The 25781-nt window shown below is 72.5% G+C and carries 21 protein-coding genes; 20 read left to right on the plus strand and 1 reads right to left on the minus strand.

The window, feature by feature from the left end; translation table 11 throughout:
- Window positions 1–86: 86 nt before the first annotated feature.
- The 17 genes from rsmH (at window position 87) to ACIBG7_RS10275 (ending at window position 20052) form a co-directional block, all read left to right on the plus strand.
- The gene (rsmH, locus tag ACIBG7_RS10195; protein WP_397335826.1) at window positions 87–1043 is read left to right on the plus strand and encodes a 16S rRNA (cytosine(1402)-N(4))-methyltransferase RsmH; all 957 of its coding nucleotides are present in this window, start codon (window positions 87–89) and stop codon (window positions 1041–1043) included.
- The gene (locus ACIBG7_RS10200; protein ID WP_357924373.1) at window positions 1030–1461 is read left to right on the plus strand and encodes a hypothetical protein; all 432 of its coding nucleotides are present in this window, start codon (window positions 1030–1032) and stop codon (window positions 1459–1461) included. Before rsmH ends, ACIBG7_RS10200 begins: the two co-directional genes overlap by 14 nt.
- A gap of 545 nt (window positions 1462–2006) precedes the next feature.
- Window positions 2007–3722 (plus strand): peptidoglycan D,D-transpeptidase FtsI family protein, encoded by a 1716-nt coding sequence (locus ACIBG7_RS10205; RefSeq protein ID WP_397335827.1) that lies wholly within the window; start codon window positions 2007–2009, stop codon window positions 3720–3722.
- A gap of 103 nt (window positions 3723–3825) precedes the next feature.
- Window positions 3826–5337, plus strand: a complete 1512-nt coding sequence (locus tag ACIBG7_RS10210) for a UDP-N-acetylmuramoyl-L-alanyl-D-glutamate--2,6-diaminopimelate ligase (protein ID WP_397335951.1) — start codon at window positions 3826–3828, stop codon at window positions 5335–5337.
- Window positions 5334–6878, plus strand: a complete 1545-nt coding sequence (murF, locus tag ACIBG7_RS10215; RefSeq protein ID WP_397335828.1) for a UDP-N-acetylmuramoyl-tripeptide--D-alanyl-D-alanine ligase — start codon at window positions 5334–5336, stop codon at window positions 6876–6878. Before ACIBG7_RS10210 ends, murF begins: the two co-directional genes overlap by 4 nt.
- On the plus strand, window positions 6875–7930 hold the full coding sequence (gene mraY, locus ACIBG7_RS10220) for a phospho-N-acetylmuramoyl-pentapeptide-transferase (protein WP_357924379.1): 1056 nt from the start codon (window positions 6875–6877) through the stop codon (window positions 7928–7930). The genes murF and mraY overlap by 4 nt, the downstream gene beginning before the upstream one ends.
- Window positions 7927–9408 (plus strand): UDP-N-acetylmuramoyl-L-alanine--D-glutamate ligase, encoded by a 1482-nt coding sequence (gene murD / locus ACIBG7_RS10225; RefSeq protein WP_397335829.1) that lies wholly within the window; start codon window positions 7927–7929, stop codon window positions 9406–9408. The genes mraY and murD overlap by 4 nt, the downstream gene beginning before the upstream one ends.
- Window positions 9405–10709 carry a putative lipid II flippase FtsW gene (gene ftsW / locus ACIBG7_RS10230; protein WP_397335830.1) on the plus strand — a complete coding sequence of 435 codons (1305 nt, stop codon included), beginning with the start codon at window positions 9405–9407 and terminating at the stop codon, window positions 10707–10709. The genes murD and ftsW overlap by 4 nt, the downstream gene beginning before the upstream one ends.
- Window positions 10710–10711: 2 nt before the next feature.
- A complete protein-coding gene (gene murG, locus ACIBG7_RS10235) occupies window positions 10712–11782 on the plus strand; it encodes an undecaprenyldiphospho-muramoylpentapeptide beta-N-acetylglucosaminyltransferase (protein WP_357924383.1) in 1071 nt (356 codons plus the stop codon).
- Window positions 11779–13191 carry a UDP-N-acetylmuramate--L-alanine ligase gene (murC, locus tag ACIBG7_RS10240; RefSeq protein ID WP_397335831.1) on the plus strand — a complete coding sequence of 471 codons (1413 nt, stop codon included), beginning with the start codon at window positions 11779–11781 and terminating at the stop codon, window positions 13189–13191. The genes murG and murC overlap by 4 nt, the downstream gene beginning before the upstream one ends.
- Before the next feature lie 106 nt (window positions 13192–13297).
- Window positions 13298–13918, plus strand: coding sequence for a cell division protein FtsQ/DivIB (locus tag ACIBG7_RS10245; RefSeq protein ID WP_397335952.1), 621 nt, complete (start codon window positions 13298–13300; stop codon window positions 13916–13918).
- A gap of 184 nt (window positions 13919–14102) precedes the next feature.
- Entirely contained in the window at window positions 14103–15608 is a 1506-nt protein-coding gene (gene ftsZ / locus ACIBG7_RS10250; protein ID WP_357924389.1) for a cell division protein FtsZ, read from the plus strand.
- Window positions 15583–16344, plus strand: a complete 762-nt coding sequence (locus ACIBG7_RS10255; protein ID WP_357924391.1) for a YggS family pyridoxal phosphate-dependent enzyme — start codon at window positions 15583–15585, stop codon at window positions 16342–16344. The genes ftsZ and ACIBG7_RS10255 overlap by 26 nt, the downstream gene beginning before the upstream one ends.
- 114 nt (window positions 16345–16458) lie before the next feature.
- Window positions 16459–16953: a cell division protein SepF gene (locus ACIBG7_RS10260; protein ID WP_357924393.1), complete on the plus strand. Its 495-nt coding sequence runs from the start codon at window positions 16459–16461 to the stop codon at window positions 16951–16953.
- Window positions 16954–17039: 86 nt separating this feature from the next.
- Window positions 17040–17300, plus strand: coding sequence for a YggT family protein (locus ACIBG7_RS10265; protein ID WP_397335953.1), 261 nt, complete (start codon window positions 17040–17042; stop codon window positions 17298–17300).
- A gap of 97 nt (window positions 17301–17397) precedes the next feature.
- Window positions 17398–18303, plus strand: coding sequence for a DivIVA domain-containing protein (locus ACIBG7_RS10270; RefSeq protein WP_357924397.1), 906 nt, complete (start codon window positions 17398–17400; stop codon window positions 18301–18303).
- Window positions 18304–18324: 21 nt separating this feature from the next.
- Window positions 18325–20052, plus strand: coding sequence for a hypothetical protein (locus tag ACIBG7_RS10275; protein ID WP_397335832.1), 1728 nt, complete (start codon window positions 18325–18327; stop codon window positions 20050–20052).
- Between the two features lie 187 nt (window positions 20053–20239).
- On the opposite strand, the gene ileS is transcribed toward ACIBG7_RS10275, so the two are convergent.
- Entirely contained in the window at window positions 20240–23386 is a 3147-nt protein-coding gene (gene ileS, locus ACIBG7_RS10280) for an isoleucine--tRNA ligase (RefSeq protein ID WP_397335833.1), read from the minus strand.
- A 432-nt stretch (window positions 23387–23818) separates the two neighbouring features.
- Here ileS and ACIBG7_RS10285 point away from each other — a divergent pair, with 432 nt between their 5' ends.
- Genes ACIBG7_RS10285 through ACIBG7_RS10295 form a run of 3 tightly spaced genes read left to right on the plus strand, consistent with a single transcriptional unit; the run spans window position 23819 to window position 25781 of the window.
- The gene (locus tag ACIBG7_RS10285) at window positions 23819–24223 is read left to right on the plus strand and encodes a TraR/DksA C4-type zinc finger protein (RefSeq protein ID WP_357924862.1); all 405 of its coding nucleotides are present in this window, start codon (window positions 23819–23821) and stop codon (window positions 24221–24223) included.
- Entirely contained in the window at window positions 24187–24855 is a 669-nt protein-coding gene (gene lspA, locus ACIBG7_RS10290; protein ID WP_397335834.1) for a signal peptidase II, read from the plus strand. Before ACIBG7_RS10285 ends, lspA begins: the two co-directional genes overlap by 37 nt.
- Complete coding sequence (locus tag ACIBG7_RS10295; RefSeq protein ID WP_397335835.1) at window positions 24852–25781, plus strand: RluA family pseudouridine synthase; 930 nt, start codon at window positions 24852–24854, stop codon at window positions 25779–25781. The genes lspA and ACIBG7_RS10295 overlap by 4 nt, the downstream gene beginning before the upstream one ends.

Genomic DNA, 25781 nt, shown 5'->3' on the forward strand with positions numbered 1-25781 from the left:
TCGACGCGGGCGCTCTCCGTGAGCGACCCGTCCGTGACAGCTCGTACGGCAGGCGCGGCCCGCGCGGAGCGGAAGGGGGGTGGCAGATGACTGAGAGCACGCATGTTCCCGTGCTGCTGGAGCGGGTGCTGGAGTTGCTGGCACCGGCCCTCGACGCGCCCGGCGCCGTCGTGGTCGACGCCAACCTCGGCCTCGGCGGCCACTCCGAGGCGCTGCTCGCCGCGCACCCCGGGCTGCACCTCATCGGCCTCGACCGCGACCCGTTCGCGATCGAGCACTCGACCCGCCGCCTGGCGCCCTACGCCGACCGGATCGACCTGGTCCACGCCACCTCCGACGAGCTGCCCGCGGTGCTCAAGAGCACCGGGCACCCGCAGATCCAGGGCGTGCTGTTCGATCTGGGCGTCTCCTCGCCGCAGCTCGACGAGCGCGAGCGCGGCTTCGCCTACTCCTACGACGCGCCGCTCGACATGCGCATGGACTCCACGCAGGAGCTGACCGCCGGCGTGGTGGTCAATACCTACTCGGCTGCGGAGCTAACGCGCATCCTTCGTGAATACGGTGAGGAACGGTTCGCACAGCGTGTCGCGGGGCGAATAGTGCAGGAACGGGCCCGCGAGGCCATAACGTCGACCTTGCGGCTCGCGGAGATCGTTCGCGAGGCGATCCCCGCGGCGACGCGGCGCACCGGGGGCAACCCCGCGAAGAGGACTTTCCAAGCGCTGCGCATCGAGGTGAACGCGGAGCTGAGCGCCCTTGAGGCCGCACTGCCCGCCTCCCTCGACGCGCTGGCGCTGGGCGGGAGAGTCGTCGTGCTCTCCTACCACTCCCTCGAGGACCGGCTGACCAAGCAGGCCCTCGCGGCGCGAACCAAGGACAACAGCCCGCCAGGGCTGCCGGTGCCCCTCGCGGCGCACCAGCCGAGGTTCCGCCTCCTGACGAGGGGAGCCGAGCTCCCCACCGAGGAGGAGGTGGCCCGCAACCCGCGGGCGGCCTCAGCCCGGCTAAGGGCGGCAGAGAGGATCCGACTTGACGAGGACTGAGCAGGAGATCAGCCCCCGGAAGAGCACGCGTGCCCCGGGAGCTCCCCGGCCGCGCGTGGCCCGCCCCACCGGCGTGCCGCGGCCGCGTCCCGCCGGCGAGGTCCGGCGTGCGCCGGCGCCGGCGCGCCGGCCGGTGGCCGGCCGCAAGCAGCGGGGGCCCTTCGTGTTGCTCGTCGTCGGGCTCATGCTCGGCGGCCTCGTCTCGTTGTTGCTGCTCAACACCGTCCTGGCGCGTGACACGATCACGCGCGACCGGCTCAAGGCGCAGATCGCCGAGAACCAGGAGCGGACCGCCGAGCTGCAGCGCGAGGTCGAACTCGCCAAGCAGCCGGAGGAGCTCTACAAGCGGGGCAAGGGCCAGGGCATGACGGAGAACCAGCCTCCGCTGTGGCTTCCCGGCGGAGGCTCCGGCCAGTGAGAGACTCCGGCGGCCGGGGCCAGGGCCCCGGCCGTGGCACAGGCGGCGCCGGCTCTCCCGGAGGGTCAGGCGCCGCTCGTCGCGGGCCCGGCGGTCCGGGGCGGGCAGGTCGCCCGGGGAGCGGGGGGCCCGCCCGTTCCGGCCCGCCCGGTGACGAGCCGAGGCGGCCGCTCGGGCCGTTCGAGCTGCCCTCCTTCGACTTCGACGCCCCGCGCAGCCGTGACCGCCGCAACCCGGTCGACGACCGCCGCCGCGACCAGCGCCCCGCCGACGACCGGCGCGGCGAGGACCGGCGTGCGGACGACCGGCGTGCGGACGACCGGCGGGCCGACGAACGACGGGCCGACGAACGACGTGCAGAAGGGCGTGCCGACGAGCGACGGGCGGACGGTCGGGGCGACGAGCGCCGTCGTGAGCGCCTGGGCCAGGACAGGCCGTCGCGGCCGCGTGGCGACTACGGCAGGCCTGCCGTACCGCGGCCGAGAGGACCGAGGCCGGGCCCGGGACGCAAGCCTCCGCCACCGCCCCAGCCGCCGCGCCCGCCGATGGTGCTGCGCCTGGGCAACCCGCGCCGCCGCCTCAAGATCGGCGCGATCGGCATGGCCTTCGTGCTGTCCATCTTCGCCGGCCGGCTGATCCAGATGCAGGGCCTCGACTCCAAGGTCTACGAGGCGGCCGCCGCCGAGCAGCGCGTCCGCACCGAGAAGATCCAGGCCAAGCGCGGCCAGATCACCGACGTCAACGGCCACCCGCTGGCCCAGACGATCGAGGCGCGGGAGATCTCCGTCGACCCCAGCAAGATCGCGCCCCAGCAGCGCGAGAAGCTGGCCGGCATCCTCGCCCAGCACCTCGGCGTGCCGCAGCCCGAGGTCATGGCCAAGCTCTCCCGCACCAACCTGCGCTACCAGCTCATCGCCAAGGACGTCACGCCCTCGACCGCCGAGGCGCTGCTCAAGCTCAAGCTGCCGACGGTCAGCGTCAAGAAGCACTACCGCCGCGACTACCCGGCCCGCGACCTGGCCGGCGGCGTGGTGGGCTTCGTCGGCAACGACGGCGGCGGCCTGGCCGGCATGGAGGCCGCGCACGACTCGCTGCTGGCCGGCCGCAACGGCGAGCTGAAGGTCGAGATCGGCCGCGACGGCCAGCGCATCCCGATGACGCGCAGCCAGAGCACCGCGCCCGTGGAGGGCCGCGACGTGCGGCTGACCATCGAACGCGACCTGCAGTGGGCCGCCCAGCAGGCGATCGCCCGCCAGGTCGAGGCCAGCCGCGCCGACAGCGGCACGGTGATCGTGATGGACGTCAAGACCGGCCAGATCATGGCCATGGCCAACGCGCCTGAGGTGGACCTGAGCAAGTGGCGCGAGTTCAAGCCGGAGCTGTACGTCAACCGCGCCGCCGCCGAGGTCTTCGAGCCCGGCAGCACCAACAAGGTCATCACCGCCGCCGCCGCGCTGGAGAGCGGGGTGCTGCGGCCCGAGACCGAGCTGACCGTGGCCGACAGCATCAAGTGCTACGACCGGGTGCTGCGCGACTCCCACCCGCACAAGACGGAGAAGATGACCTTCCAGGAGGCGATGGGGCAGTCCAGCAACACCGCCACCGTCCAGGCCGCGCGCAAGATCGGCAGCCAGAAGCTGTACGAGATGCTGCGGGCCTTCGGCTTCGGCGCCCGGCCGGGCGGCGGGGTGCCGGGCGAGGAGGCCGGGCTGCTGCCGGTGCACACCAAGTGGCAGGGCAGCCAGCACTGCACCATCGCCTACGGCCAGGGCGTGTCGGTGACCGCGCTGCAGATGGCCAGCGTCTACCAGACCATCGCCAACGGCGGCGTCCGGATCGAACCGCAGATCATCGCGGGGACGACCGACGTCAACGGCAGGCTCGTCACCGCCGCACCGGGAAAGCAGACCAGGGTGATCAGCGAACGCACCGCCAAGGAGCTGACCGCCATCCTGGAGACCGCGGTGAGCGCCGAGGGCACCGGGCAGGCCGCCGCGATCGACGGCTACCGGGTGGCCGGCAAGACCGGCACCGCCAACCGCTACGACTCCAAGCTGGGCGGCTACGACGGCTACACCGCCTCCTTCGCGGGGTTCAGCCCGGCCGACGCGCCCCAGGTCGTGGTGCTCGCCGTGCTGCAGAACCCCAAGGAAGGTCATTTCGGCGGGCAGATCGCCGCGCCGGTGTTCAAGGAAGTGATGACCTTCGCGATCAAGAGCAAGAAGATTCCACCGTCCGGCGCGACACGCGCCGGAGGGTGAGCGGGTTAGGTACGCTCTCGCCGTGCTCTCCCCGTCCGATCCCACTGTCGCCGGTCCCGCCGAAGCCGCCGGGACCGCGGCCCATGCCGCCGGCCAGGTCGTCATGCGACCGGCCGCGGCCGCCGCGCGCCCGCTGAGCGGCCTGGCCACCATGCTCGACGCCGCCGTCACGCGTACCCCGCACGCGGCGCTCACCGGAGTCACCATCGACTCCCGCACGGTGCGCCGCGGCGACCTGTACGTCGCCCTGCCCGGCAGCACCGCCCACGGCGCCGACTTCTCCGCCCAGGCGCTGGCCGCCGGCGCGGCCGCCATCCTCACCGACCCCGCGGGACGCGAGGCCGCCGCCGCGACCGGCCTGCCCGTGCTCGTGGTCGACGACCCGCGCGGCCTGCTCGGCCAGATCGCCTCCTGGGTGTACGGCCAGCCCGCCCACGACATCGCGGTGATCGGCGTGACCGGCACCAGCGGCAAGAGCACCACCACCTTCATGCTGGAGGCGGGCCTGCGCGCCGCCGGGCACAGCACCGGCCTGGTCGGCGGGGTGGAGATCCACGCCGGCGACCTGGTGTTCGTGCCGCGGCTGACCACGCCCGAGGCCTCCGAGCTGCACGGCCTGTTCGCGCTCATGCGCGAGCGCGGCGTGACCGCGGCGACCATGGAGGTCTCCAGCCACGCCCTGGCCCTGGGCCGGGTCGACGGCCTGTTCTACGACGTGGCGCTGTTCACCAACCTGTCGCAGGACCACCTCGACTTCCACCGCGACCTGGCCGACTACTTCGCCACCAAGGCCAAGCTCTTCCAGCCCGAGTTCAGCAGGACCGGGGTGACCAACCTCGACGACGAGCACGGGCGCGAGCTGCTCGGGGTGGCGAAGATCCCGATGACCACCTTCTCCGCGCTCGGCTCGCCCGAGGCCGACTGGCGGGCCGCCGACGTGCGCCTGGACTCCGAGGGCAGCAGCTTCCGCGTGCTCGGCCCCGGCGGCGTCGAGGCCGAGGTCGAGCTCGCGCTGCCGGGCCCGTTCAACGTCGCCAACGCGCTGGGCGCCATCGTGGCGCTGGTCGAGGCGGGCGTGCCGCTCCAGGCCGCGGTGCGCGGCGTGGGCGGGCTCAAGGGCGTGCCAGGCCGCATGGAGCGCGTCACCGCCGCCGGTGACCCCTTCCAGGCGATCGTGGACTACTCCCACAAGCCCGGCGCGGTGGAGTCGGTCCTGACCGCCACCCGCCAGGTCACCGAGGGCCGGCTGACGGTCGTGCTCGGCTGCGGCGGCGACCGCGACAGCGGCAAGCGCCCCATCATGGGGGAACTGGCCGCCCGCCTGGCCGATGTGGCCATTTTCACCAGCGACAACCCCCGGTCGGAGGATCCGCTGGCCATCCTCGTTGCGATGATGGACGGGGCGCTGCGGGTCCCGCTCGCCGAGCGGGCCCACGTGATCGTCGAACCCGACCGCAGGGCCGCCATCGGGCTGGCGCTGGCCGGGGCCGGGCCGGGCGACGTGGTCGTCGTGGCGGGCAAGGGTCACGAGCAGGGCCAGTACGTCGCCGGCGAGGTGATCCCGTTCGACGACCGCGTGGTCGTCGCCGAAGAACTCAGGAAGGTCAAACCATGATCCCGATGCCGCTGGCGAGGATCGCCGAGATCGCCTCCGGCGCGCTGTCCGGCTCGGCCGACCCGCGCGCCGTCGTCCGCGGGCCCGTCGTGACCGACTCGCGGGCCGTGGAGCCGGGATCCCTGTTCGTGGCGATCCGGGGTGAGCGGGTCGACGGGCACGACTTCGCGGCGGAAGCCGTACGCGCCGGGGCCGTGGCGGTGCTGGCCTCGCGGCCGGTCGACGCGCCCGCCGTGATCGTCACCGACCCGGTGGCCGCCCTGGCCGAGCTCGCGACCGTGCTGGCCGGCTCGCTGCCCGCCGCGACGATCGTCGGCGTGACCGGCTCGGCCGGCAAGACCACCACCAAGGACCTGATCGCGCGGCTCACCGAGCTGATCGGGCCGACCGTCGCGCCCGTCGGCAGCTACAACAACGAGATCGGCCACCCGCTGACCGTGCTGCGCGCCGACGCCGACACCCGCTACCTGGTGCTGGAACTGAGCGCCCGCAACACCGGCCACATCGCCTACCTGGCCCGCATCGCGCCGCCCTCGATCGGCGTCGTGCTCAACGTCGGCACCGCCCACCTGGGCGTCTTCGGCGGCAAGGAGGCCATCGCCAAGGCCAAGGGCGAGCTGGTCGAGGCGCTGCCCGGCTCCGGCGTCGCGGTGCTCAACGCCGACGACCCGCTGGTGCGCGAGATGGCCGAGCGGACCGCCGCCCGGGTCACCTTCTTCGGCCGGTCGGAGGACGCCGTCGTGCGCGCCGCCGACGTGGTGCTCGACGCGCGGGGCCGCGCCTCCTTCACGCTGGAGACGCCTTCCGGCTCGGCGCCGGTCTCCCTCAGCCTGTACGGCGAGCACGCCGTGTCCAACGTGCTGGCCGCCGCCGCGGTCGCCTGGGAGCTGGGCCTGCCGGTCTCCACGATCGCCCGGGAGCTGTCGGCCGCCGAGCCGCGCAGCCGCTGGCGCATGGAGGTCTCCGAGCGCCCCGACGGCGTCACCGTGATCAACGACGCCTACAACGCCAACCCCGACTCGATGCGCGCGGCCTTCGAGGCCTTCGCCGCGCTGGGCCGTGGCCGGCGGCGTTTCGCGGTCATCGCCGCCCTGCGCGAGCTGGGCGAGGACGGCCCTGAGCTCAACGAGGAGCTGGGCCGGCTGGCCGGCGGCGCCGGGCTGGCCGGGCTGGTCGTGGCCGGTCCCGACGCCGAGCCGGTGCTGCGCGGCGCGATGGAGGCCGCCCAGCAGGCGGCGGCGCCCAGCGCGCTGCCCGACTACGCCGGCGCGGGCCGGCAGCCGAGCGCGCTGCCCGACTACACCCGACCTGCCCCGGGCCACCCGGCCGGGCCGGAGTACCCCGGCGGCGGGCCGATCGCGGGCGGTCACGCCGGCGCGGCGCCGCTCACCCAGATCGTGCACGTGCCCGACGCCGCGGCCGCCGCGGCGCAGCTCCACGCCTGGCTGCGGCCGGGCGACGCCGTGCTGGTCAAGGGTCCGCGGGCGATGAGCCTGGAGCGCACGGCGGAGCTGGTGCTCGCCGGGGGTGCCGTCCAGTGACCAACATCATCATCGCGGGCGCGGTGGGGCTGATCCTGTCCATGCTGGGCACCCCGCTGGCCATCCGGCTGTTCAGCCGGCGCGGTATCGGCCAGGAGGTCCGCGAGGATGGCGTGCAGGCGCACCTGGGCAAGAAGGGCACGCCCACCATGGGCGGCATCGTCTTCGTCCTGGCCTCGCTGCTCGCCTACTGCGCCTCCCACCTGGCCATGCTGGAGGAGCCCACCGCCTCGGGCATGCAGGTGCTCTTCCTGATGACCGGCCTGGGCGCGGTCGGCTTCCTCGACGACTTCATCAAGATCTACAAGCAGCGCAGCCTCGGCCTGCGCAGCGGCGCGAAGGCGCTGGGCCAGCTCGTCGTGGGCGCGGTCTTCGCGGTCATGGTCACCAACTTCCCCAACGCCTACGACATCACCCCGGCCGAGCCGCGGCTGTCGTTCCTGCGCGACTTCGGGCCCTCCATCGGCATCATCGGCTTCACCATCTGGGTGCTGGTGATGATCGTCGGCTTCTCCAACGCGGTGAACCTGACCGACGGCCTCGACGGCCTGGCCTCCGGCGCCACCGGCGTGGTGCTGGCCGCCTACGTGCTGATCGGCAACTGGCAGCTCCGCAACAACTGCATCGACCAGCTCGGCCCCAACTGCTACCTGGTGCGAGATCCACTCGACCTGGCGGTGGTCGCCGCCGCCGTGCTCGGCTCGCTCATCGGCTTCCTGTGGTGGAACGCCCCGCCGGCCCGGATCTTCATGGGCGACACCGGCTCGCTGGCCCTGGGCGGCGTGCTGGCCGGCCTGGCCATCTGCACCCGCACCCAGCTCCTGCTGATCATCCTGGCCGGGCTGTGCGTGGTCATCACGATGTCGGTGATCCTCCAGGTCGGCTCGTTCAAGCTGACCGGGAAACGGATCTTCCGTATGGCGCCGCTGCAGCACCACTTCGAGCTCAAGGGCTGGGCGGAGACCACCATCGTGGTGCGGTTCTGGCTGATCGCCATGCTCTGCGCGGCGCTGGGCCTCGGACTGTTCTACGTGGAGTGGATGCCCAAGTGAGTTATGTCTGCGTCGCCGGGCTGGGCGTCTCCGGCGCCGCCGCCGCCCGGGTGCTGGCCGAGCGCGGCGAGCGCGTCGTGGTGGTCGAGGCGGTCGAGGGGGAGGCCCAGCGCGTGGCCGCCGACTCGCTGCGCCGCCTCGGGGTCGAGGTGCGCTTCGGCCCGGTCGAGCTGCCCGAGGGCGTGCAGCGGCTGGTCACCACCGGCTGGGCGCCGCACCACCCGCTGATGGTGGCCGCCGCCGAGGCGGGCGTCGAGGTGATCGGCGAGGTCGAGGTGGCCTGGCGGCTGCGCGAGGAGCAGGGCGCGGCGCCCTGGCTGGCGCTGACCGGCACCAACGGCAAGACCACGGTGGTGCGGATGCTCACCGCCATGCTGCTGGCCGCCGGGCACAAGGCGGTGGCGGTGGGCAACGTCGGCGTGCCGGTCGTGGAGGCGGTCGGCGGGCCGTACGACGTGCTGGCGGTGGAGCTGTCCAGCTTCCAGCTGCACTGGTCGCCGAGCGTGGCCCCGCACGCCGGGGCGATACTCAACCTGGCGCCCGACCACCTCGACTGGCACGGCTCGATGGCGGAGTACGCCGCGGCCAAGGCCCGCATCTTCGAGGGCGCGCGGCACGTGGTCTTCAACGCCGACGACCCCGAGGTCGCCCGGCTGGCCGAGCCGTACGGCGAGCGGGCGGTGGGCTTCACCCTGGGCGTGCCCCGGCCCGGCGAGCTGGGCCTGGTCGAGGACCTGCTGGTGGACCGGGCGTTCGTCGACGACCCGGTCGGCCAGGCCGAGGAGCTGGCGACGCTGGCCGACGTCAAGCCGTTCGCGCCGCACAACGTGGCCAACGCGCTGGCCGCTGCGGCGCTGGCCCGCACCCTGGGCGTGCCGGCGGCAGCCGTACGGCAGGGCCTGCTCGACTTCAAGCCCGACCCGCACCGGATGGCCTTCGTGGAGCGGGTCGCCGAGGTGGACTACGTCGACGACTCCAAGGCCACCAACCCGCACGCGGCCGCGGCGGCGCTGGCCGCCTACGAGTCGATCGTGTGGGTGGCCGGCGGCCTGCTCAAGGGCGCCGACGTGGAGGACCTGGTCCGGCGGGCGGCGCCGCGGCTGCGCGGGGCCGTGCTGCTCGGCACCGACCGCGCGGTGATCGCCGAGGCGCTGGCGCGACACGCGCCGGATGTCCCGGTCGTGGACATCGACGGGCGCGACACTGGCGTGATGGACCGTGTCGTCGTCGAAGCCGCCAGGCTCGCCTCCCCGGGGGACACCGTGCTGCTGGCCCCCGCGGCCGCCTCCCTGGACATGTTCGCCAACTACCCGGCCCGCGGGCAGGCCTTCGCCCGCGCCGTCCACGCGCTGGCCGTACCGGCCACCGAAAGCCCGGCAGGCCACGACCCGACGGGCGACCCGACGGGCGACCCGGCAAGCGACTCGGCAGGCGACCCGGCAGGCGACTCGGCGGATGGCACGGCGGGCGCCCGGTGACGGCCGGCGCCGCGGGCGGGCGGCCGGCGAAGGCGGCCGACCCGGCCGCCCGGGCCCGCCGGTCCGAGGAAGGGCCGACCGCCTGGTTCCGCGAGCAGTTCGGCGCGCTGCGCGAGCTGCTGGCCCGGCCGCTGGCCAGCTACTACCTGATCATCGGCTGCAGCGTGCTGCTGCTGTCGCTCGGGCTGATGATGGTGCTCAGCGCCTCCAGCATCGAGGCGCTGCAGAAGACCGGCAGCCCGTTCTCCTGGTTCGGCAAGCAGTCCTTCTCCGCGGCGCTGGGCCTGATGCTGATGTGGCTGTGCTCGCGGCTGCCGCACCGCTTCTTCAAGTGGGCCGGCTACCCGCTGATGGCGATCGCCATCCTGTCGCTGGTGCTGGTGCTGTTCATCGGCTCGGCCGAGCTGGGCGCGCAGCGGTGGATCTACATCGGTGGCCTCACCATCCAGCCGTCGGAGCCGGCCAAGCTGGCGCTGGCGCTGTGGGGCGCCGACCTGCTGTCGCGGCGGGCGCGGATGGGCCGCATCGAGTGGCGGCAGATGCTGCTGCCGCTGATGCCCGGCGTGGCCATCCTGGCCGTGCTGGTCATGCTCGGCCGCGACCTGGGCACCACGCTGGTGCTGTTCATGATCTTCCTGGCGCTGCTGTGGGTGGTCGGCGCGCCGATCAAGCTCTTCGGCGGCATCCTGGCGCTGGCGGTCTTCGCCGCGCTGGTGATGATCTGGGTCGAGCCCTACCGCATGGCCCGCATCGCCTCCTTCCTCGATCCGTGGGCCGACCCGCAGGACGGCGGCTACCAGGCGGTGCAGGGCCAGATCGCGATGGGCTCGGGCGGCTGGTTCGGCCTGGGCCTGGGCGCCAGCCGGCAGAAGTGGAACTGGCTGCCGCACGGCGAGAGCGACTTCATCTTCTCCATCGTCGGCGAGGAGCTCGGCCTGGTCGGCACCCTGTCGGTGGTCACCATCGTCGGGCTGCTGGGCTACGCCGGGCTGCGGGTGGCCTGGCGGGCCACCGACCCCTTCATCCGGCTGGCCTCGGCGGCCGTCGTCGCCTGGATAGCCGGGCAGGCCATCGTCAACATCGGGGCCGTGATCGGCGTCCTGCCGATCACCGGAATCCCGTTGCCGCTGGTCTCCTACGGCGGCTCGGCCCTGCTGCCCACCCTGGCCGCGCTCGGCATGCTGCTGTCGTTCGCCAAACAGGAACCGGGTGCGCGTGAAGCTCTCGCCGCACGTGGCCCCGGACCGGCCGCACGGGCTCTAAGCTGGCTTGGCCTGGGAGGCAGACGAGGAGGGTCGTGATCATGAGGGTGGTGCTCGCCGGGGGCGGTACGGCCGGCCACATCGAGCCCGCGCTCGCCCTTGCCGAGGCCCTGCGCCGGCTCGATCGCTCGAGCTCGGTCACCTGCCTGGGCACCGAGCGCGGCCTGGAGACCAGGCTGGTGCCGGCCAGGGGTTACGACCTGCAGCTCATTCCCGCGGTGCCGCTGCCGCGCACGCTCTCCCCGGCGCTGCTGACCATGCCGGGCCGGCTGTCCGGCGCGGTCGGCGAAGCCTCGACGATCATGGAGAAGGTGGGCGCGGAGGCGCTGGTCGGCTTCGGCGGCTACGTCGCCGCCCCGGCCTACCTGGCGGCCAAGCGCCGCGGCATCCCGATCGTCGTGCACGAGGCCAACCCCAAGCCGGGGCTGGCCAACCGGCTCGGCGCGCGCTACGCCACCCACGTCTTCACCGGGCACCCCGAGTGCACGCTGGCCAAGTCGGTCTACATCGGCACGCCGCTGCGCCGGCAGATCGCCACCCTCGACCGCTTCTCGCTGGGCGACAAGGCCCGCTCGTGGTTCGGGCTGCAGACCGACCGGCCCACGCTGCTGGTCTTCGGCGGCTCCCAGGGGGCCCGCTCGCTCAACCACGCCGCGCTGGCCGCCGCGCCCGCGCTGCGTGCGGCCGGGGTGCAGGTGCTGCACATGCTCGGCCCCAAGAACACCCTCGACCGCGAGCCGCCGCCCGGCGACCCGCAGTACGTGGTGCTGCCCTACGTCGACCGCATGGAGCTGGCCTACGCCGCCGCCGACCTGGCGCTCTGCCGGGCCGGGGCGCTGACCTGCGCCGAGCTGACCGCGGTCGGCCTGCCCGCCGCCTACGTCCCGCTGCCCATCGGCAACGGCGAACAGCGGATCAACGCCGCGACCATCGCGGCGGGCGGCGGCGGCCTCATGATCGACGATTCCGAACTGTCACCCGATTGGATCATCCAGAACGTGCTGCCCATCCTCCGCGACCCGAACCGGGTCGCCGCCATGTCGGAGGCCGCCGCGGCCCTGGGGCGCAAGGACGCCGACGTCGTGCTCGCCAAGCAGGTGCTGTCGCTATGAGCCTGGTGAAACTGGTCGACCCCGTGGCCGCCGAGGACCTCGGGCGGGTGCACTTCATCGGCATCGGCGGATCGGGCATGTCGGGCATCGCGCGCATCCTGCTCAAGCGCGGCGTGCGCGTCACCGGCAGTGACGCGCGCAGCTCCGACATGGTCAACGAGCTGCGCGAGCTGGGCGCGACGGTCTTCATCGGCCACGCCGCCTCGCACGTCAAGGACGCCGACACCGTCGTGGTCTCCACCGCCATCCGCGACTCCAACCCCGAGCTGGGCGAGGCGCTGAAGAAGGGGCTGCGGGTCATCCCGCGCGCCGCCGCGCTCGCCTCGGTCATGGCCGGGCGCACCGGCGTGGCCATCGCGGGCACCCACGGCAAGACCACCACGACCTCGATGCTCACCGTGGCGCTGCAGAAGTGCGGGGCCGACCCGTCCTACTGCGTCGGCGGGCAGCTCGTCACCACCGGCCTGGGCGCCGACGAGGGCGCCGGCGGCGCCTTCGTGGCCGAGGCCGACGAGAGCGACGGCTCCTTCCTGATGCTGGCCCCCGACATCGCGGTGGTCACCAACGTGGAGGCCGACCACCTCGACAACTACGGCGACCCGCATGCCGTCCACGCCAGCTTCGCGCGTTTCGCCGAGCGGGTGGGCTCGCTGCTGATCCTGTGCGCCGACGACCCGGGCGCCATGGCGCTGGCCGAGCGGGCCCGCTGCCGCGTGCTGACCTACGGCACGGCCGAGGGCGCCGACTACCGGGTGCTGGACGTGCGTCCCGACGGGTTCGGCACGGTCTTCGAGATCGAGGGCCGTGGTCAGGTACGGCTGGCCGTACCTGGAGCCCACAACGCGCTCAACGCCACCGCGGTGGTGGCGGTGGTGGAGGCGCTGGGCCGCTCCTTCGACGACGCCAGGGCCGGCCTGGCGGCCTTCGGCGGCGCCAAGCGGCGCTTCGAGGCCAAGGGCGAGGCGGGCGGCGTGGCCGTCTTCGACAGCTACGCCCACCACCCGACCGAGCTCGCCGCCGACCTGCGCGCCGCGCGGGACGTGGTGGCCTCCTACTCCGGCGAGGGCCGGGTGATCGCGGTCTTCCAGCCGCACCTCTACTCCCGCACCCGCTTCTTCGCCGAGGAGTTCGGCGCGGCGCTGGGGCTGGCCGACGAGGCGATCGTGCTCGACGTGTACGGCGCGCGGGAGGATCCCGAGCCGGGCGTCTCCGGGGCGCTGGTGGCCTCGCGGGTGCCGCACGAGCGGGTGGTGTACGTGCCGGACAAGGCCGAGGTGCCCGACGCGGTGGCCGGCCGGGCGCGGCCCGGCGACATCGTGCTGACCATGGGCGCGGGCGACGTGACCGAGCTGGGCCCGCTGATCGTGCGGCGCCTGGGCGACGGCGACGCGGCCGGGGCCGCCCCGTGAGGGGCGCGACGGGCGCGCGGCCGGGCGACGGGGCCGGGGCCACGCGGTGAGGGGCCTGCGCGGCGGGGGCGCGCGCCGGGCCTTCATCGTCCTGCTGACCGCCGGAGTGGTCGGCACCGCGGCGTGGCTCGTCTTCGTCTCACCGGTCCTTGGGGTACGAACCGTACAAATCGTGGGAAATCTCACAGTTCCTACCGAAGAGATCAAAAAACAGGCGGCCGTGCCCGAGCTCCAGCCTCTGGCGACGGTCGATCTGGCCACCGTCGAGGGCCGGGTGCTGGGGATCCGCAAGATCGCCACCGCCCGGGCCGCCCGCTCCTGGCCGGGCACGCTGACCATCGAGGTCGTCGAGCGCGAGCCGGTGGCGGTGGTGCCGGTCAACGGCAAGGCGGCGCTGATCGACCGGGAGGGCGTGGTGACCGAGATCAAGGACGTCGGGCCGCCGCGGCTGCCGGTCCTGAAGCTCGACCGGCCGGGTCCCGGCGATCCGGCCACCAAGGCGGCCCTCGAGGTCGTCAACGCGCTGCCGCCCGCGCTGGCGCAACGCGTCGACGAGATCCGGGCGACTTCGGCGGACGGGATCTCCTTGCTCCTGTCCGACGGGCGCGAGGTGATCTGGGGCGGTCCCGACCGGGCCGTCGACAAGGCCCGAGTGCTGGCCGAGCTGCTGAGCCGCAAGGCGCGCGTCTACGACGTGAGCTCGCCGGAAGTGGTAACGCTGAAATAGGACAGCCGCGACACGCCGGACGGGTTGCGGCGGGGTTAGTTGACCCGCCCGGAGTGGGGCTTCTACTGTCCGTATCGACCCTCAGGTTGACATAAATCTGAATCTCAACTTGAGGTTGAGGGTTTGAAACGCGGAATCAGTCCGCACCGAAATGGCAAGTCAACGAGCGGAAAGGCCCCTCGTCGTGGCAGCACCGCAGAACTACCTCGCGGTCATCAAGGTCGTCGGCATTGGCGGCGGCGGAGTGAACGCCGTTAACCGGATGATCGAGGAGGGACTCAAGGGCGTCGAGTTCATCGCCATCAATACCGACGCCCAGGCGCTGCTGATGAGTGACGCCGATGTCAAGTTGGACGTTGGCCGCGAACTGACGCGTGGCCTGGGCGCCGGGGCCAACCCGGAAGTGGGCCGCAAGGCGGCCGAAGATCATCGTGAGGAGATCGAGGAGGTCCTCAAGGGGGCCGACATGGTCTTCGTCACAGCGGGCGAGGGCGGCGGCACCGGCACGGGCGGCGCGCCCGTGGTCGCCAACATCGCGCGCTCGCTGGGCGCCCTCACCATCGGTGTGGTCACCCGGCCCTTCAGCTTCGAGGGCCGGCGCCGGGCGATGCAGGCCGAGGCCGGCATCGAGACCCTGCGCGACGAGGTCGACACGCTGATCGTGATCCCGAACGACCGGCTGCTGTCGATCTCCGACCGGCAGGTCAGCGTGCTGGACGCCTTCAAGGCGGCCGACCAGGTGCTGCTGTCCGGTGTCCAGGGCATCACCGACCTGATCACCACGCCCGGCCTGATCAACCTGGACTTCGCGGACGTCAAGTCCGTCATGTCCGGCGCGGGCTCGGCCCTCATGGGCATAGGGCATGCGCGTGGTGACGACCGGTCGGTCGCCGCCGCCGAGATGGCCGTCTCCAGCCCCCTGCTGGAGGCCTCGATCGACGGTGCGCACGGCGTGCTGCTGTCCATCGCGGGCGGCTCCGACCTCGGGCTCTTCGAGATCAACGAGGCGGCCCAGCTCGTCTCCAACGCCGCCGCGCCGGACGCGAACATCATCTTCGGCACGGTCATCGACGACGCCCTCGGCGACGAGGTGCGCGTCACCGTCATCGCCGCCGGCTTCGACGACGTCAAGCCGCCGGCCAAGGAGGTGCCCAAGCCGCAGGCCCGTCCCGCGGCGGCGCCCACGCACCGGCCGACCGTGAAGGCCGAGACCCCGCGTCCGGAGCCGGGCCGTCCCGAGCCGGTGCGCGGCGACTGGCGGGCCGAGCCGGCCCGCGGCGACTACCGGTCGGAGCCGCCGCGCGGCGACTACCGGTCCGAGCCTCCGCGCGGCGACTACCGCGCCGAGCCCAGCCGGCCCGAGCCGGTCCGCTCCGAGCCGCCGCGGCCGGAGTACCGTTCCGAGCCGATGCGGTCCGAGGCGCCCGCGCGCCCCGAGCCGGTCCGCCCGGAGCCCGTCCGTCCCGAGCCGGTCCGCCCGGTGGAGAGCGCCCCGGCGCCCGTCGCCGCGCCCGAGCCGGTCCAGGCCGAGGCCGAGCCGCCCGCGCCGGTGTCGATCCCCAAGCCGGCCCCCGAGCCCGCCAACCCGCCCACCCCCATCACCTCGCGGATGGGTGAGCCGGGCAAGCGGCGGCCGGTGGTCTTCGAGGAGCAGGAAGAAGAGCTTGACGTCCCCGACTTCCTCAAGTGATCTGAGCCGCCGGGAGCAGATCGCCCACGGCCTGGCCGAGGTGGAGGCGCAGATCGCCGACGCCTGCCGGGCCGCGGGGCGGGACCGGTCCGAGGTCGCGCTCATCGCGGTGACCAAGACCTACCCGGCCTCCGACGTGCGGATCCTGGCCTCGCTCGGGGTCCGCGACGTGGGGGAGAACCGCGACCAGGAGGCGGCCGGCAAGGCGCGCGAATGCGCCGGGCTGCCGCTGACCTGGCACTTCGTCGGGCAGTTGCAGACCAACAAGGTGCGCTCGGTGGCGTCCTACGCCGACTACGTGCACTCCGTGGACCGCTCCCGCCTGGTCACCGCGCTCAGCCGCGAGGCTGAGCGGGCCCAGCGCGTGATCGGCTGCCTCCTGCAGATCGACCTCGACGAGAACCCCGGCTCCGCGCCGCGGCCGGGCGCCGCCCGGGACGAGCAGGCCCGGGGCGGGGTACGGCCGGCCGATGCGCTGGATCTGGCCGCGCTCGTGGCCGGGGCCGAGGGTCTGCGCCTGGCGGGCGTGATGGCCGTGGCGCCACTGGGGGCCGAACCGGGCAAGGCGTTCGCCCGGCTGGCCGAGGTGGCGCGGGCCGTACGGGCCGAACATCCGGGGGCGACCATGGTCTCCGCCGGGATGAGCGGGGATTTGTCCGAAGCCGTAGCACATGGGGCGACACACGTGCGAGTCGGTACGGCGTTGCTCGGCCGCCGCAAGCCCTTCGTCAGGTAATGTCCCTTCACGCGGGTGTTCACACCTGCGCAGCGGTGGGCTCCAAGGGGGGTACGGCAGCGGCTCCGGCCGCGAACACCGCCTCGGAACCAGGAGCAGGAGGACGACGGAGCGATGGCCGGCGCGATGCGCAAGATGGCAATCTACCTCGGTCTCGTGGAGGACGACCGCTACGAGAGGTATGAGACCTACGAGTACGGCTACGAGGACGAGACGCCTCGAACCGGCGAGGATCGGGCGGTAGCCGTCCAGGAGCCCGAGGAGGACACCGGGCCTGGAGTCCCCGCCCCGCGGCCCGCCACGACCGTCCTGGAGCGCCGCACGACCGATCTGGCGCGCATCACCACCCTGCACCCCCGGACCTACAACGAGGCCCGCACCATCGGCGAGCACTTCCGCGAGGGTACCCCGGTGATCATGAACCTGACCGAAATGGTGGACTCTGACGCCAAACGTCTGGTGGATTTCGCGGCAGGTCTGGTCTTTGGCCTACATGGCACGATTGAACGTGTTACCAACAAGGTGTTCCTGTTGTCCCCTGCCAATGTCGAGGTGACCGCCGAGGACAAGGCCCGAATCGCGGAACGCGGATTCTTCAACCAGAGTTAGAGTCTCTGTATGTCATCGACCCACACCAGGAGCGGGGGAGCGGGTAAGCCGTGAAGATCTTCCTTGAGATCGTGGCGCTCGTCCTGATGCTCTACCTGGTCCTGCTGATCGGCAGAATGATCTTCGAGACGGTGCAGGCCTTCGCCCGTTCGTGGCGGCCTTCGGGGGTCGTCCTGGTCCTCGCTGAAGCCACATACACCGCAACAGACCCACCTCTCAAGTTCCTTCGCCGTTTCATTCCTCCCCTGAGGTTGGGTACGGTGGCCTTTGACCTAAGCTTCACAGTGCTGTTCATCGTCGTCCTGATCCTGATCCAACTGACGAACGGCCTGAGCAACACCCTGTGAGGTCACGGTCAAGATCCGACTCGTGTCCGCGCTGAAGTGATTCGGGGGCCTGCCTCCTGGACGGACAGACCCTCAAGCGCGCCAAGGAGACCAAAAGATGCCGCTGACGCCCGCTGATGTGCGGAACAAGCAGTTCAGTACCACCCGGCTGCGGCCGGGCTACGACGAGGAAGAGGTGGACGCCTTCCTCGACGAGGTCGAGGCTGAGCTTGACCGCCTCATCCAGGAGAACGAGGAGTTGCGCGCCAAGCTGGCCGAGTGCCTGCGTGGCAAGGTGCCAGGGGGCATGCAGCAGATGCCCATGGCCTCGGCGCCCATCCAGCAGATGCCCGGCCAGCAGCAGATGCCGGAGCAGCAGCCCATGATGGCCCCGCCGATGCAGCAGCCGGAGCCGGTGCAGCAGCAGCAGCCGATCCAGCCGCAGCAGCAGCAGCCGGTCGGCATGGGCATGCCGCCCGCCGAGGACAACATGGACACCGCGGCCCGCGTGCTCGCGCTGGCGCAGCAGACCGCCGACCAGGCGATCGCCGACGCCCGCCGGGAGGCCGACGAGACCGTCACCCGCGCCCGCCGCGAGGCCGACGACATCCTCACCAAGGCCCGCCGCCAGGCCGAGCAGGTCATCGGCGATGCCCGTGCCCGCGCCGAGACGCTCGAGCGCGACGCCCAGGAGCGCCACCGCCAGGCCATGGGCTCCCTCGTCACCACCCGTGACGAGCTTGAGCGCAAGGTCGAAGAGCTGCGCAGCTTCGAGCGCGAGTACCGCTCCCGCCTCAAGCTCTACCTGGAGAACCAGCTCTCCGAGCTCAACGCCGCAGGCCACGAGGCCGGCACCGGCGGGTTCTCGGTCATGCCCGGCGGCTCGCCGGCCATGTCGCACTCGCTCCCGCAGAGCGGAGCCCAGGCCCTGCCCGGCGGCGCGCCCACTCCCTTCGGCGAGCAGGCCCCGCAGCACCAGGGTGCCTTCCCCGGTGGCGACGGCCCGCACAACGACCGCAGGTAACAGCTCCAGAGAGCCCCCCTAGTGATCCTCATCAGTGCTGGACTGGTGCTCACGGCGATCGTTCTCCTGATCGCGGGCTTCGTCCTGACCAAACCGTTCCTGATCATGTGGTCGATCGTGGTCTGCGTGCTCTCCGCGCTCTTCCTCGTGATCGGGGCCTTCCTTCGGCGACACGAGCTGTTCCCCGGCAATGGGCGTGCCGGGGCCACAGCGCCGCCGGTCAAGGACGCCCTCACCGGCGAGAGCCAGACCGTCACCACGGGTCACCCCGTCACCCCCGGCGTCGCCGGGCACCCCGTCACCCCGGGACGGCCCGTCCCGCAGGGGTCGCCCGTCACCCAGACGCTGCCCAGCACCCACGGCCAGCCCGTCCCTCAGGGCCGGCCCGCCCACCCGGGACAGCACGGCACCCCGGTCCAGGCCTCCCCCATGGGAGTGCCGGTCCCGCCGGGTGCTTTCCCGTCGCCGGCGTCCATGCCCAGCGCCGCACCGGTCGGCCCGCCGTACGCCCGTCCGGCCGCCGCCGCAGCCGTCACCGCCGCCCAGCCACCCGGCCGTACGCCGGGCCGCCCCCAGGCCGGTGGCGTCTCCCCTGACGCCCTCGTCATCGTGATCCCCGGACGCAAGCGCTACCACGTCGCCGGTTGCCGGCTGCTCGTGGGGCGGGACACCGAGGAGCTCACCTACGAGGAGGCGCGGGAGGAGGGCTTCTCGCCCTGCACCACCTGCCTGCCCGACGCCGCCCTCGGCGGCCGTCAACTTCCCCCTGTCGCCGAGCCCGACTCGGCGCCTTCCACTTCCCCGGCTTCCCCGGCCTCCGCCGCGGGGTCGTCCGCTGCTTCGCCGTCCACCACGGCGGCTTCTGCCGCTGAGGGTCTTGCGCCCGGGTATGCCTCCGGGCCCACTCGTGAGCTTCGCGCCCCGCAGCCGTCCGGTTCGGGTGGGGGGTGGTTCGCCCGCCAGGACGGTCCGTCCGGTACGGCGGAGCAGCCTGCCGAGCCCGAGCAGTCCGCCAAGCCGGGCAGCCGGCCGCGCAAGGACCCGTATGCCGCCGAGCGCTCCACCGACGAGCCTGTGGCCGGCGAGGAGAGCCGGGACCGGGCCGACGAGCCCGCTGACCCGCCTGCCAAGTCGGACCGCGTAGCCGCTTCGAGCCCGCCTGCAGGTTCCGGCCCTGCCACCTCTGCGCCCGAGTCTCGGGCCGAGGAGGAGGAGCCTGGGGCGGGGGCCACGTCCGTGTTCCGGGTCGCCGGGACGGGCGGTGCCGCCAAGGTCGGCGACGAGCGGGAGAAGGTGGCCGAGGACGCTGCTCAGGCCGCCGAGCCGACTCCGGCACGGCCCGACGACACCTCTGCTGCGGCTCCCAAGCGCCCGCAGGACGCTCCCGAGGCGGCCCCGGGGCGGGCCGAGGGTGCGGCTGAGGCTCGGGCTGACCGCGCCGGTGAGGGTCTCGGCGACTCCGCTGCGCCGAGCGCGCCCCAGCCTGGGGAGCCGGCGAGGGAGCCTGACGACACCGACCCCGGGCTCACCCTGAGGGCCATCCCGAGCGAGGACCTCGCCGCCGTGCGCGGGGAGGAGGCCGCTCTCCCCGAGGGTGTGGTCAAGGTCATCGTGGGGACGCGGCGGTACCACACCGGCTCCTGCCCCCTGGTGAAGGGTGCGGGGGACGCGGGTGTGGAGACCATGCGACGTGAGGCGGCCGACGCGGCGGGCCTGACGGCCTGCTCGGTGTGCCAGAGCGGCGCCTGACCCGTACATCCGCGACGACCAAAACGGTCCGGCGCACCTGCCGGGTCGCACCCCTGGCCCGGGACGAGCCCAGCTGGGCCCCCGGCCTGCCTGGAGGCGAGCCCGGTGCGGCCTGCCGTACGACCTGAAGCCCGACATGACACCGGCCCCCGTGCGAGAGAGCACGGGGGCCGGTGGCGTGTTCGGGTCAGGCGCGGCGGAGCTGGAAGGTGAGGCCGAGGTCGGCGTCGGTGTGGGCGGGCAGGCCGGGGCTGGTGCCCTCGGTGACGGAGGCGGCCAGCACCTCCTCGCCCACGAAGGAGCCACCGGAGCGCAGGGCGGCGGCCAGGTCGGGAGCGGTGTCGGCAGCGGTCCAGAAGAGGTCGATGCGGTCGGTGATCGACAGCCCGGTGGACTTGCGAGCGTCCTGGACCAGGCGCACGACCTCGCGCAGGAGCCCCGCCCGGCGCAGCTCGTCGGTGAGGGTGAGGTCGAGCGCGACGGTCTCGCCGGTGCCCGTGCCGACGGCGCCGGTCTCGACCGACCAGCCGGACTTGGGCTGCTCGGTGACGATGACGTCCTCGGCCCCCAGGGTGACCTCGCCCAGCGAGGCGGCGGTCACCGTGACCGGCGCGCCCGAGCGGAGCCCGGCGGCCAGGGCGGCCGGGTCGGCGGCGGTGATCGCGGCGGCGACGAGCTTGGTCTCGGAGCCGAAGCGCTTGCCGAGCGCACGGAAGTTGGGCTTCACCGAGAAGTTGACCAGGTCGGCGCTGAACCCGGACAGGTCGTCCAGCTCGGCCACGTTGAGCTCGTCGGCGATGAGCGAGCGCAGTTCGGGCGAGAGGGCGGCCCAGCCGGGCGCGCTGACCAGGGCACGGCCGAGCGGCTGGCGGGTCTTGACGCCGGAGGAGGCCCGGGCCGAGCGGCCCAGCTCGACCAGGCGGCGGACCAGCGCCATCTGCTCCGACAGGGCCGGGTCGAGCAGGGCCTCGTTCACCGCCGGCCAGGTGGCCAGGTGCACGGAGGGGGCCTGGTCGACGCCGCGCAGCACGTCCCACAGGTAGTCGGTGAGGAACGGCGTGATCGGCGCCAGCAGCCGGGTGACGGTCTCCAGGCACTCGTAGAGCGTGGCGAAGGCGTCGGCGGAGCCGGACCAGAAGCGGCGGCGCGAGCGCCGGACGTACCAGTTGGACAGGTCGTCCAGGAACTCCGCCAGCCGCCGCCCGGCGCGCACGGTGTCGTAGCCGTCGAAGGCGGCGGTGACCTCGGCGACGGTCCGGTGCAGCTCGGCCAGGGCCCAGCGGTCGAGCAGCGGCCGCTCGGCGGCGGGCGCGGCGTCGGCCAGCATGGACGGCGACCAGGACTCGGCGTTGGCGTACAGGGTGAAGAAGGAGGTGGTGTTCCAGTAGGTCAGCAGGACCTTGCGGACGATCTCCTCCAGCACCGAGTGGCCGATGCGGCGCTGCGCCCACGGCGAGCCGGAGCAGGCCATGAACCAGCGCAGCGCGTCGGCGCCGTGCCGGTCCATGATCGCCATGGGGTCGAGCACGTTGCCGATGTGCTTGCTCATCTTGCGGCCGTCCTCGCCGACGAGCAGGCCCATGCAGAGCACGTTCTCGTAGGAGCTCTGGTCGAAGACGAGGGTGCCGACGGCCATGAGCGAGTAGAACCAGCCGCGGGTCTGGTCGATGCCCTCGCAGATGAACTGCGCGGGGTAGACGCCTTCGGGCTTGCCGCGCGCGCCCCACTGGGCGAAGGGCATGGAGCCGGAGTCGTACCAGGCGTCGATGACGTCGCTGACCCGCCGGGCCTCCTCGCCGCAGTGCGGGCAGGCGAAGGTGACGTCGTCGACGTAGGGGCGGTGCGGGTCGAGCGCGGAGAGGTCCTGGCCGGCCAGGGCGCCCAGTTCGGCGAGCGAGCCGACGCAGGTGACGTGCGACTCGTCGGCGGTGCAGACCCACAGCGGCAGTGGGGTGCCCCAGTAGCGCGAGCGCGACAGCGACCAGTCGACGTTGTTGCGCAGCCACTCGCCGTAGCGGCCCCACTTGATGGTGTCGGGGTGCCAGTTGGTCTGCTCGTTCTCGCGCAGCAGGGCGTCCTTGACCGCGGTGGTGCGGATGTACCAGGCGGGCAGCGCGTAGTACAGCAGCGCGGTGTGGCAGCGCCAGCAGTGCGGGTAGGCGTGCTCGAAGTGGCCGCCGCGGAACAGCAGGCCGCGGGCGCGCAGGTCCTCGGTCAGGCCCTCGTCGGCGTCCTTGAAGAACTGGCCGCCGACCATGGGCACGTCGGCCAGGAAGCGGCCGTCGGGGCCGATCGGGTTGACGATCGGCATGCCGTACGACTTGCAGACGGTGAGGTCGTCGGCGCCGAAGGCGGGCGCCTGGTGGACCAGGCCGGTGCCGTCCTCGACGGTGACGTAGTCGCCGAGCACGACGTAGTGCGCGCCGGGGATGTCGACCAGGTCGAAGGGGCGCGAGTAGGGGGTGCGCTCCAGCTCGCGGCCGGTGTAGCGGCCGACCTCGGTGTACTCGGCCTCGCCGAGCACCTTGGCCAGCAGCGGCTCGGCGATGACGAGGGTCTCGTCGCCGGTGCGGACGGCCACGTAGGTGACGTCCGGGTGGACGGCGACGGCGGTGTTGGACACCAGCGTCCAGGGCGTGGTCGTCCAGATGAGCAGGGAGGCGCCCTCCAGCGGCCCGGAGGTCACCGGCATGCGGACGAAGACCGAGGGGCTGGTGACGTCCTCGTAGCCGCCGGGCTGGCCGAGCTCGTGGTCGGACAGGCCGGTGCCGCAGCGCGGGCAGTAGGGCGTGATGCGGAAGTCGCGGAAGAGCAGGCCCTTGTCCCAGATCGTCTTCAGCGACCACCAGACCGACTCGACGTAGGCCGGGTCCATGGTGCGGTAGGCGTTCTCGAGGTCGGCCCAGTAGCCCATCCGGCCCGACAGGGCCTCCCAGGCGTCGACGTGCCGCATGACCGACTCGCGGCACTTGTCGTTGAAGGCGGCGATGCCGTACGTCTCGATGTCCTTCTTGCCGGACAGGCCGAGTTCCTTCTCGACGCTGACCTCGACCGGCAGGCCGTGGCAGTCCCAGCCGGCCCGGCGCGGGACGCTGTAGCCGCGCATGGTCTTGTAGCGCGGGAACAGGTCCTTGAAGGTGCGGGCCTCGGTGTGGTGCACGCCGGGCATGCCGTTGGCGGTGGGCGGACCTTCGTAGAACACCCAGCTCGGGTTGCCGTCGTTCTGCTCGACCGAGCGCTCGAAGATCTTGCCGTCCCGCCAGCGGTCCAGGACCTCACGCTCGAGCGCGGGCAGGTCGACCTGCGCAGGAAGGGAGCGGAAATAGTGGGACATCTCTGGCGGGTCCTCCTTCAACGGAAATGAACACGTTGAAGGGACGAAGCCGGATGGACGGCTCCGCGGTACCACCCTTCTTGATCTCCCCGGAGGGAAACCCTCTTCATTTGACCGCTGCCGGTTCTACTGGGCGAGTGCCGTTCTTCCGGCGGCTCCGGGGTGATACCCCTGTGAGCTTGCTCACAGGGCCCCATCACAGCCTTGCGGGTCTCCACCATAACGCAGAGCGGCGCGGGAGGCTTCCCGATTGTGGGACGCCTGGGGGAGCCGAGTCACAAGTCACGACAAAAAGCTGGGAATGGATGGGCCGGGAGGGGAGTTGAAGCGGCCGGGCGGGATAGTACGGGTGAGGTAATCCGACCGGCGGGTCGTTTGCCGAGCTGTTATCGGCGGCCTAAGCTTCCCGCACCATTGAGGACCTTGATCAGCATGGAGGACGCAATGACGGCAGTCACGCAGACCGCCACCACCCCCTCGACGTGGTCAGAGGACGAACTGGCCGAGGTCCGGGCCGCTCTGGCCCTGGAGGTCGCCGAGCTCAACGCCGACATCGCGCGGCACGAATCGGAGATCGCCTCGGGCGACGTCACCAAGGGCGCCGGCGACGACCAGGCCGACGCCGGGGCCAAGACCTATGAGCGCGAACGCGAGATCGCCCTTACCCTGAATGCACGCGACCTGGTCGCGCAGAACGAACGTGCGATCGCCAGGATCGACGCAGGGACCTATGGAGTGTGCGAATCGTGCCACAAGCCGATCGGCAAGGAACGCCTTCAGGCGTTCCCGCGGGCGACGCTGTGCGTGACCTGCAAGCAGCGGGAGGAACGCCGCTAGAAGGCGGCGCGCAGGAGCCGGCGACCCAGGGGGAGGCCGCCGGCTCCGCTCCGGAGTCCGCCGGGACGCCCGTCACGCCCGTCAAGCCGGACGCGTCGGCGCCGCAAGCCCCGGCGCGTGACCGTCGCAAGCTCCTCATCCTGCTGAGCTCCCTCGCCTTCGTCCTCTACGCCGCCGATCTGATCACCAAGACGATCGTGCTGCGGACCCTGGAGGGCGAGCCGCCGTACGTGGTCATCCCCGGCGTGCTGCAGTTCCGGGTGATCTTCAACTCGGGCGCCGCGTTCAGCATCGGCACCGGGATGACCTTCGTCTTCACCATCATCGCCGCCTGCGTGGTCTTCGCCATCATCCGCACCGCGCGCAAGCTGCGCAGCCTGCCGTGGGCGATCTGCCTGGGCATGCTGCTCGGCGGGGCGCTGGGCAACCTCACCGACCGCCTCTTCCGCGCCCCCGGCGGCCTGCAGGGACACGTGGTCGACTTCATCGAGGTCCTGCCGGACAACTTCCCGATCATCGGCAACTTCCCGATCTGGAACATCGCCGACGCCTCCATCGTCTGCGGCGGCATCCTCGCCGTCGTCCTGGCCTGGCGCGGCTACCAGATCGACGGTGGCAGGGAGGCCAAGTGAGCGAGGTCCGCACGCTGCCCGTGCCCGACGGCCTGGAGGGCGAGCGTCTCGACGCCGCCCTGTCGCGCCTGTTCGGCTTCTCCCGCACCCGCGCCGCCGAGCTGATCGCCGAGGGCGACGTCCTGGTCGACGGCTCCCCGGCGGCCAAGTCCGACCGGGTCCACGCCGGCGCCTGGCTGGAAGTGGTCATCCCGCCGCCGGTCGCCACGCCGATGCCGGTGGCCGAGCCGATCCCCGGCATGGCCATCGTCTACGAGGACGACGACCTGATCGTGGTCAACAAGCCGATCGGCGTCGCCGCCCACCCCACCGTGGGCTGGACCGGCCCCACCGTGATCGGCGGCCTGCTCGGCGCCGGGCACACCATCGCCACCAGCGGCGCGGCCGAGCGCCAGGGCATCGTGCACCGCCTCGACGCCAACACCACCGGCGCGATGGTGGTCGCCAAGAGCGAGTACGCCTACTCGATGCTCAAGCGCGCCTTCAAGGAACGCACCGTGGACAAGCGCTACCACGCGCTGGTCCAGGGCCACCCCGACCCCTTCCGCGGCACCGTGGACGCGCCCATCGACCGGCACCCCAGCGGCGACGGCCGCTTCGCCGTGGTCGCCGGCGGCAAGCCCAGCGTCACGCACTACGACACCGTCGAGGCCTTCCGGGCCGCCTCCCTGCTGGACATCAAGCTGGAGACCGGCCGCACCCACCAGATCCGGGTGCACATGTCGGCGCTGCGGCACCCGTGCGCGGGCGATCTGCTCTACGGCGCCGACCCGACGCTCGCCGCGCGGCTGGGGCTGAAGCGGCAGTGGCTGCACGCGGTCAGCCTCGGTTTCGAGCACCCGTCCACGGGCGAGTGGATGACCTTCACCACCGAGTACCCCGACGACCTGCGGCACGCGCTCGACGTCGTCGGGGCGGAGTCCTGA

Source organism: Nonomuraea sp. NPDC050328 (genome assembly GCF_044459405.1).
In the GTDB taxonomy this organism is placed as follows: domain Bacteria; phylum Actinomycetota; class Actinomycetes; order Streptosporangiales; family Streptosporangiaceae; genus Nonomuraea.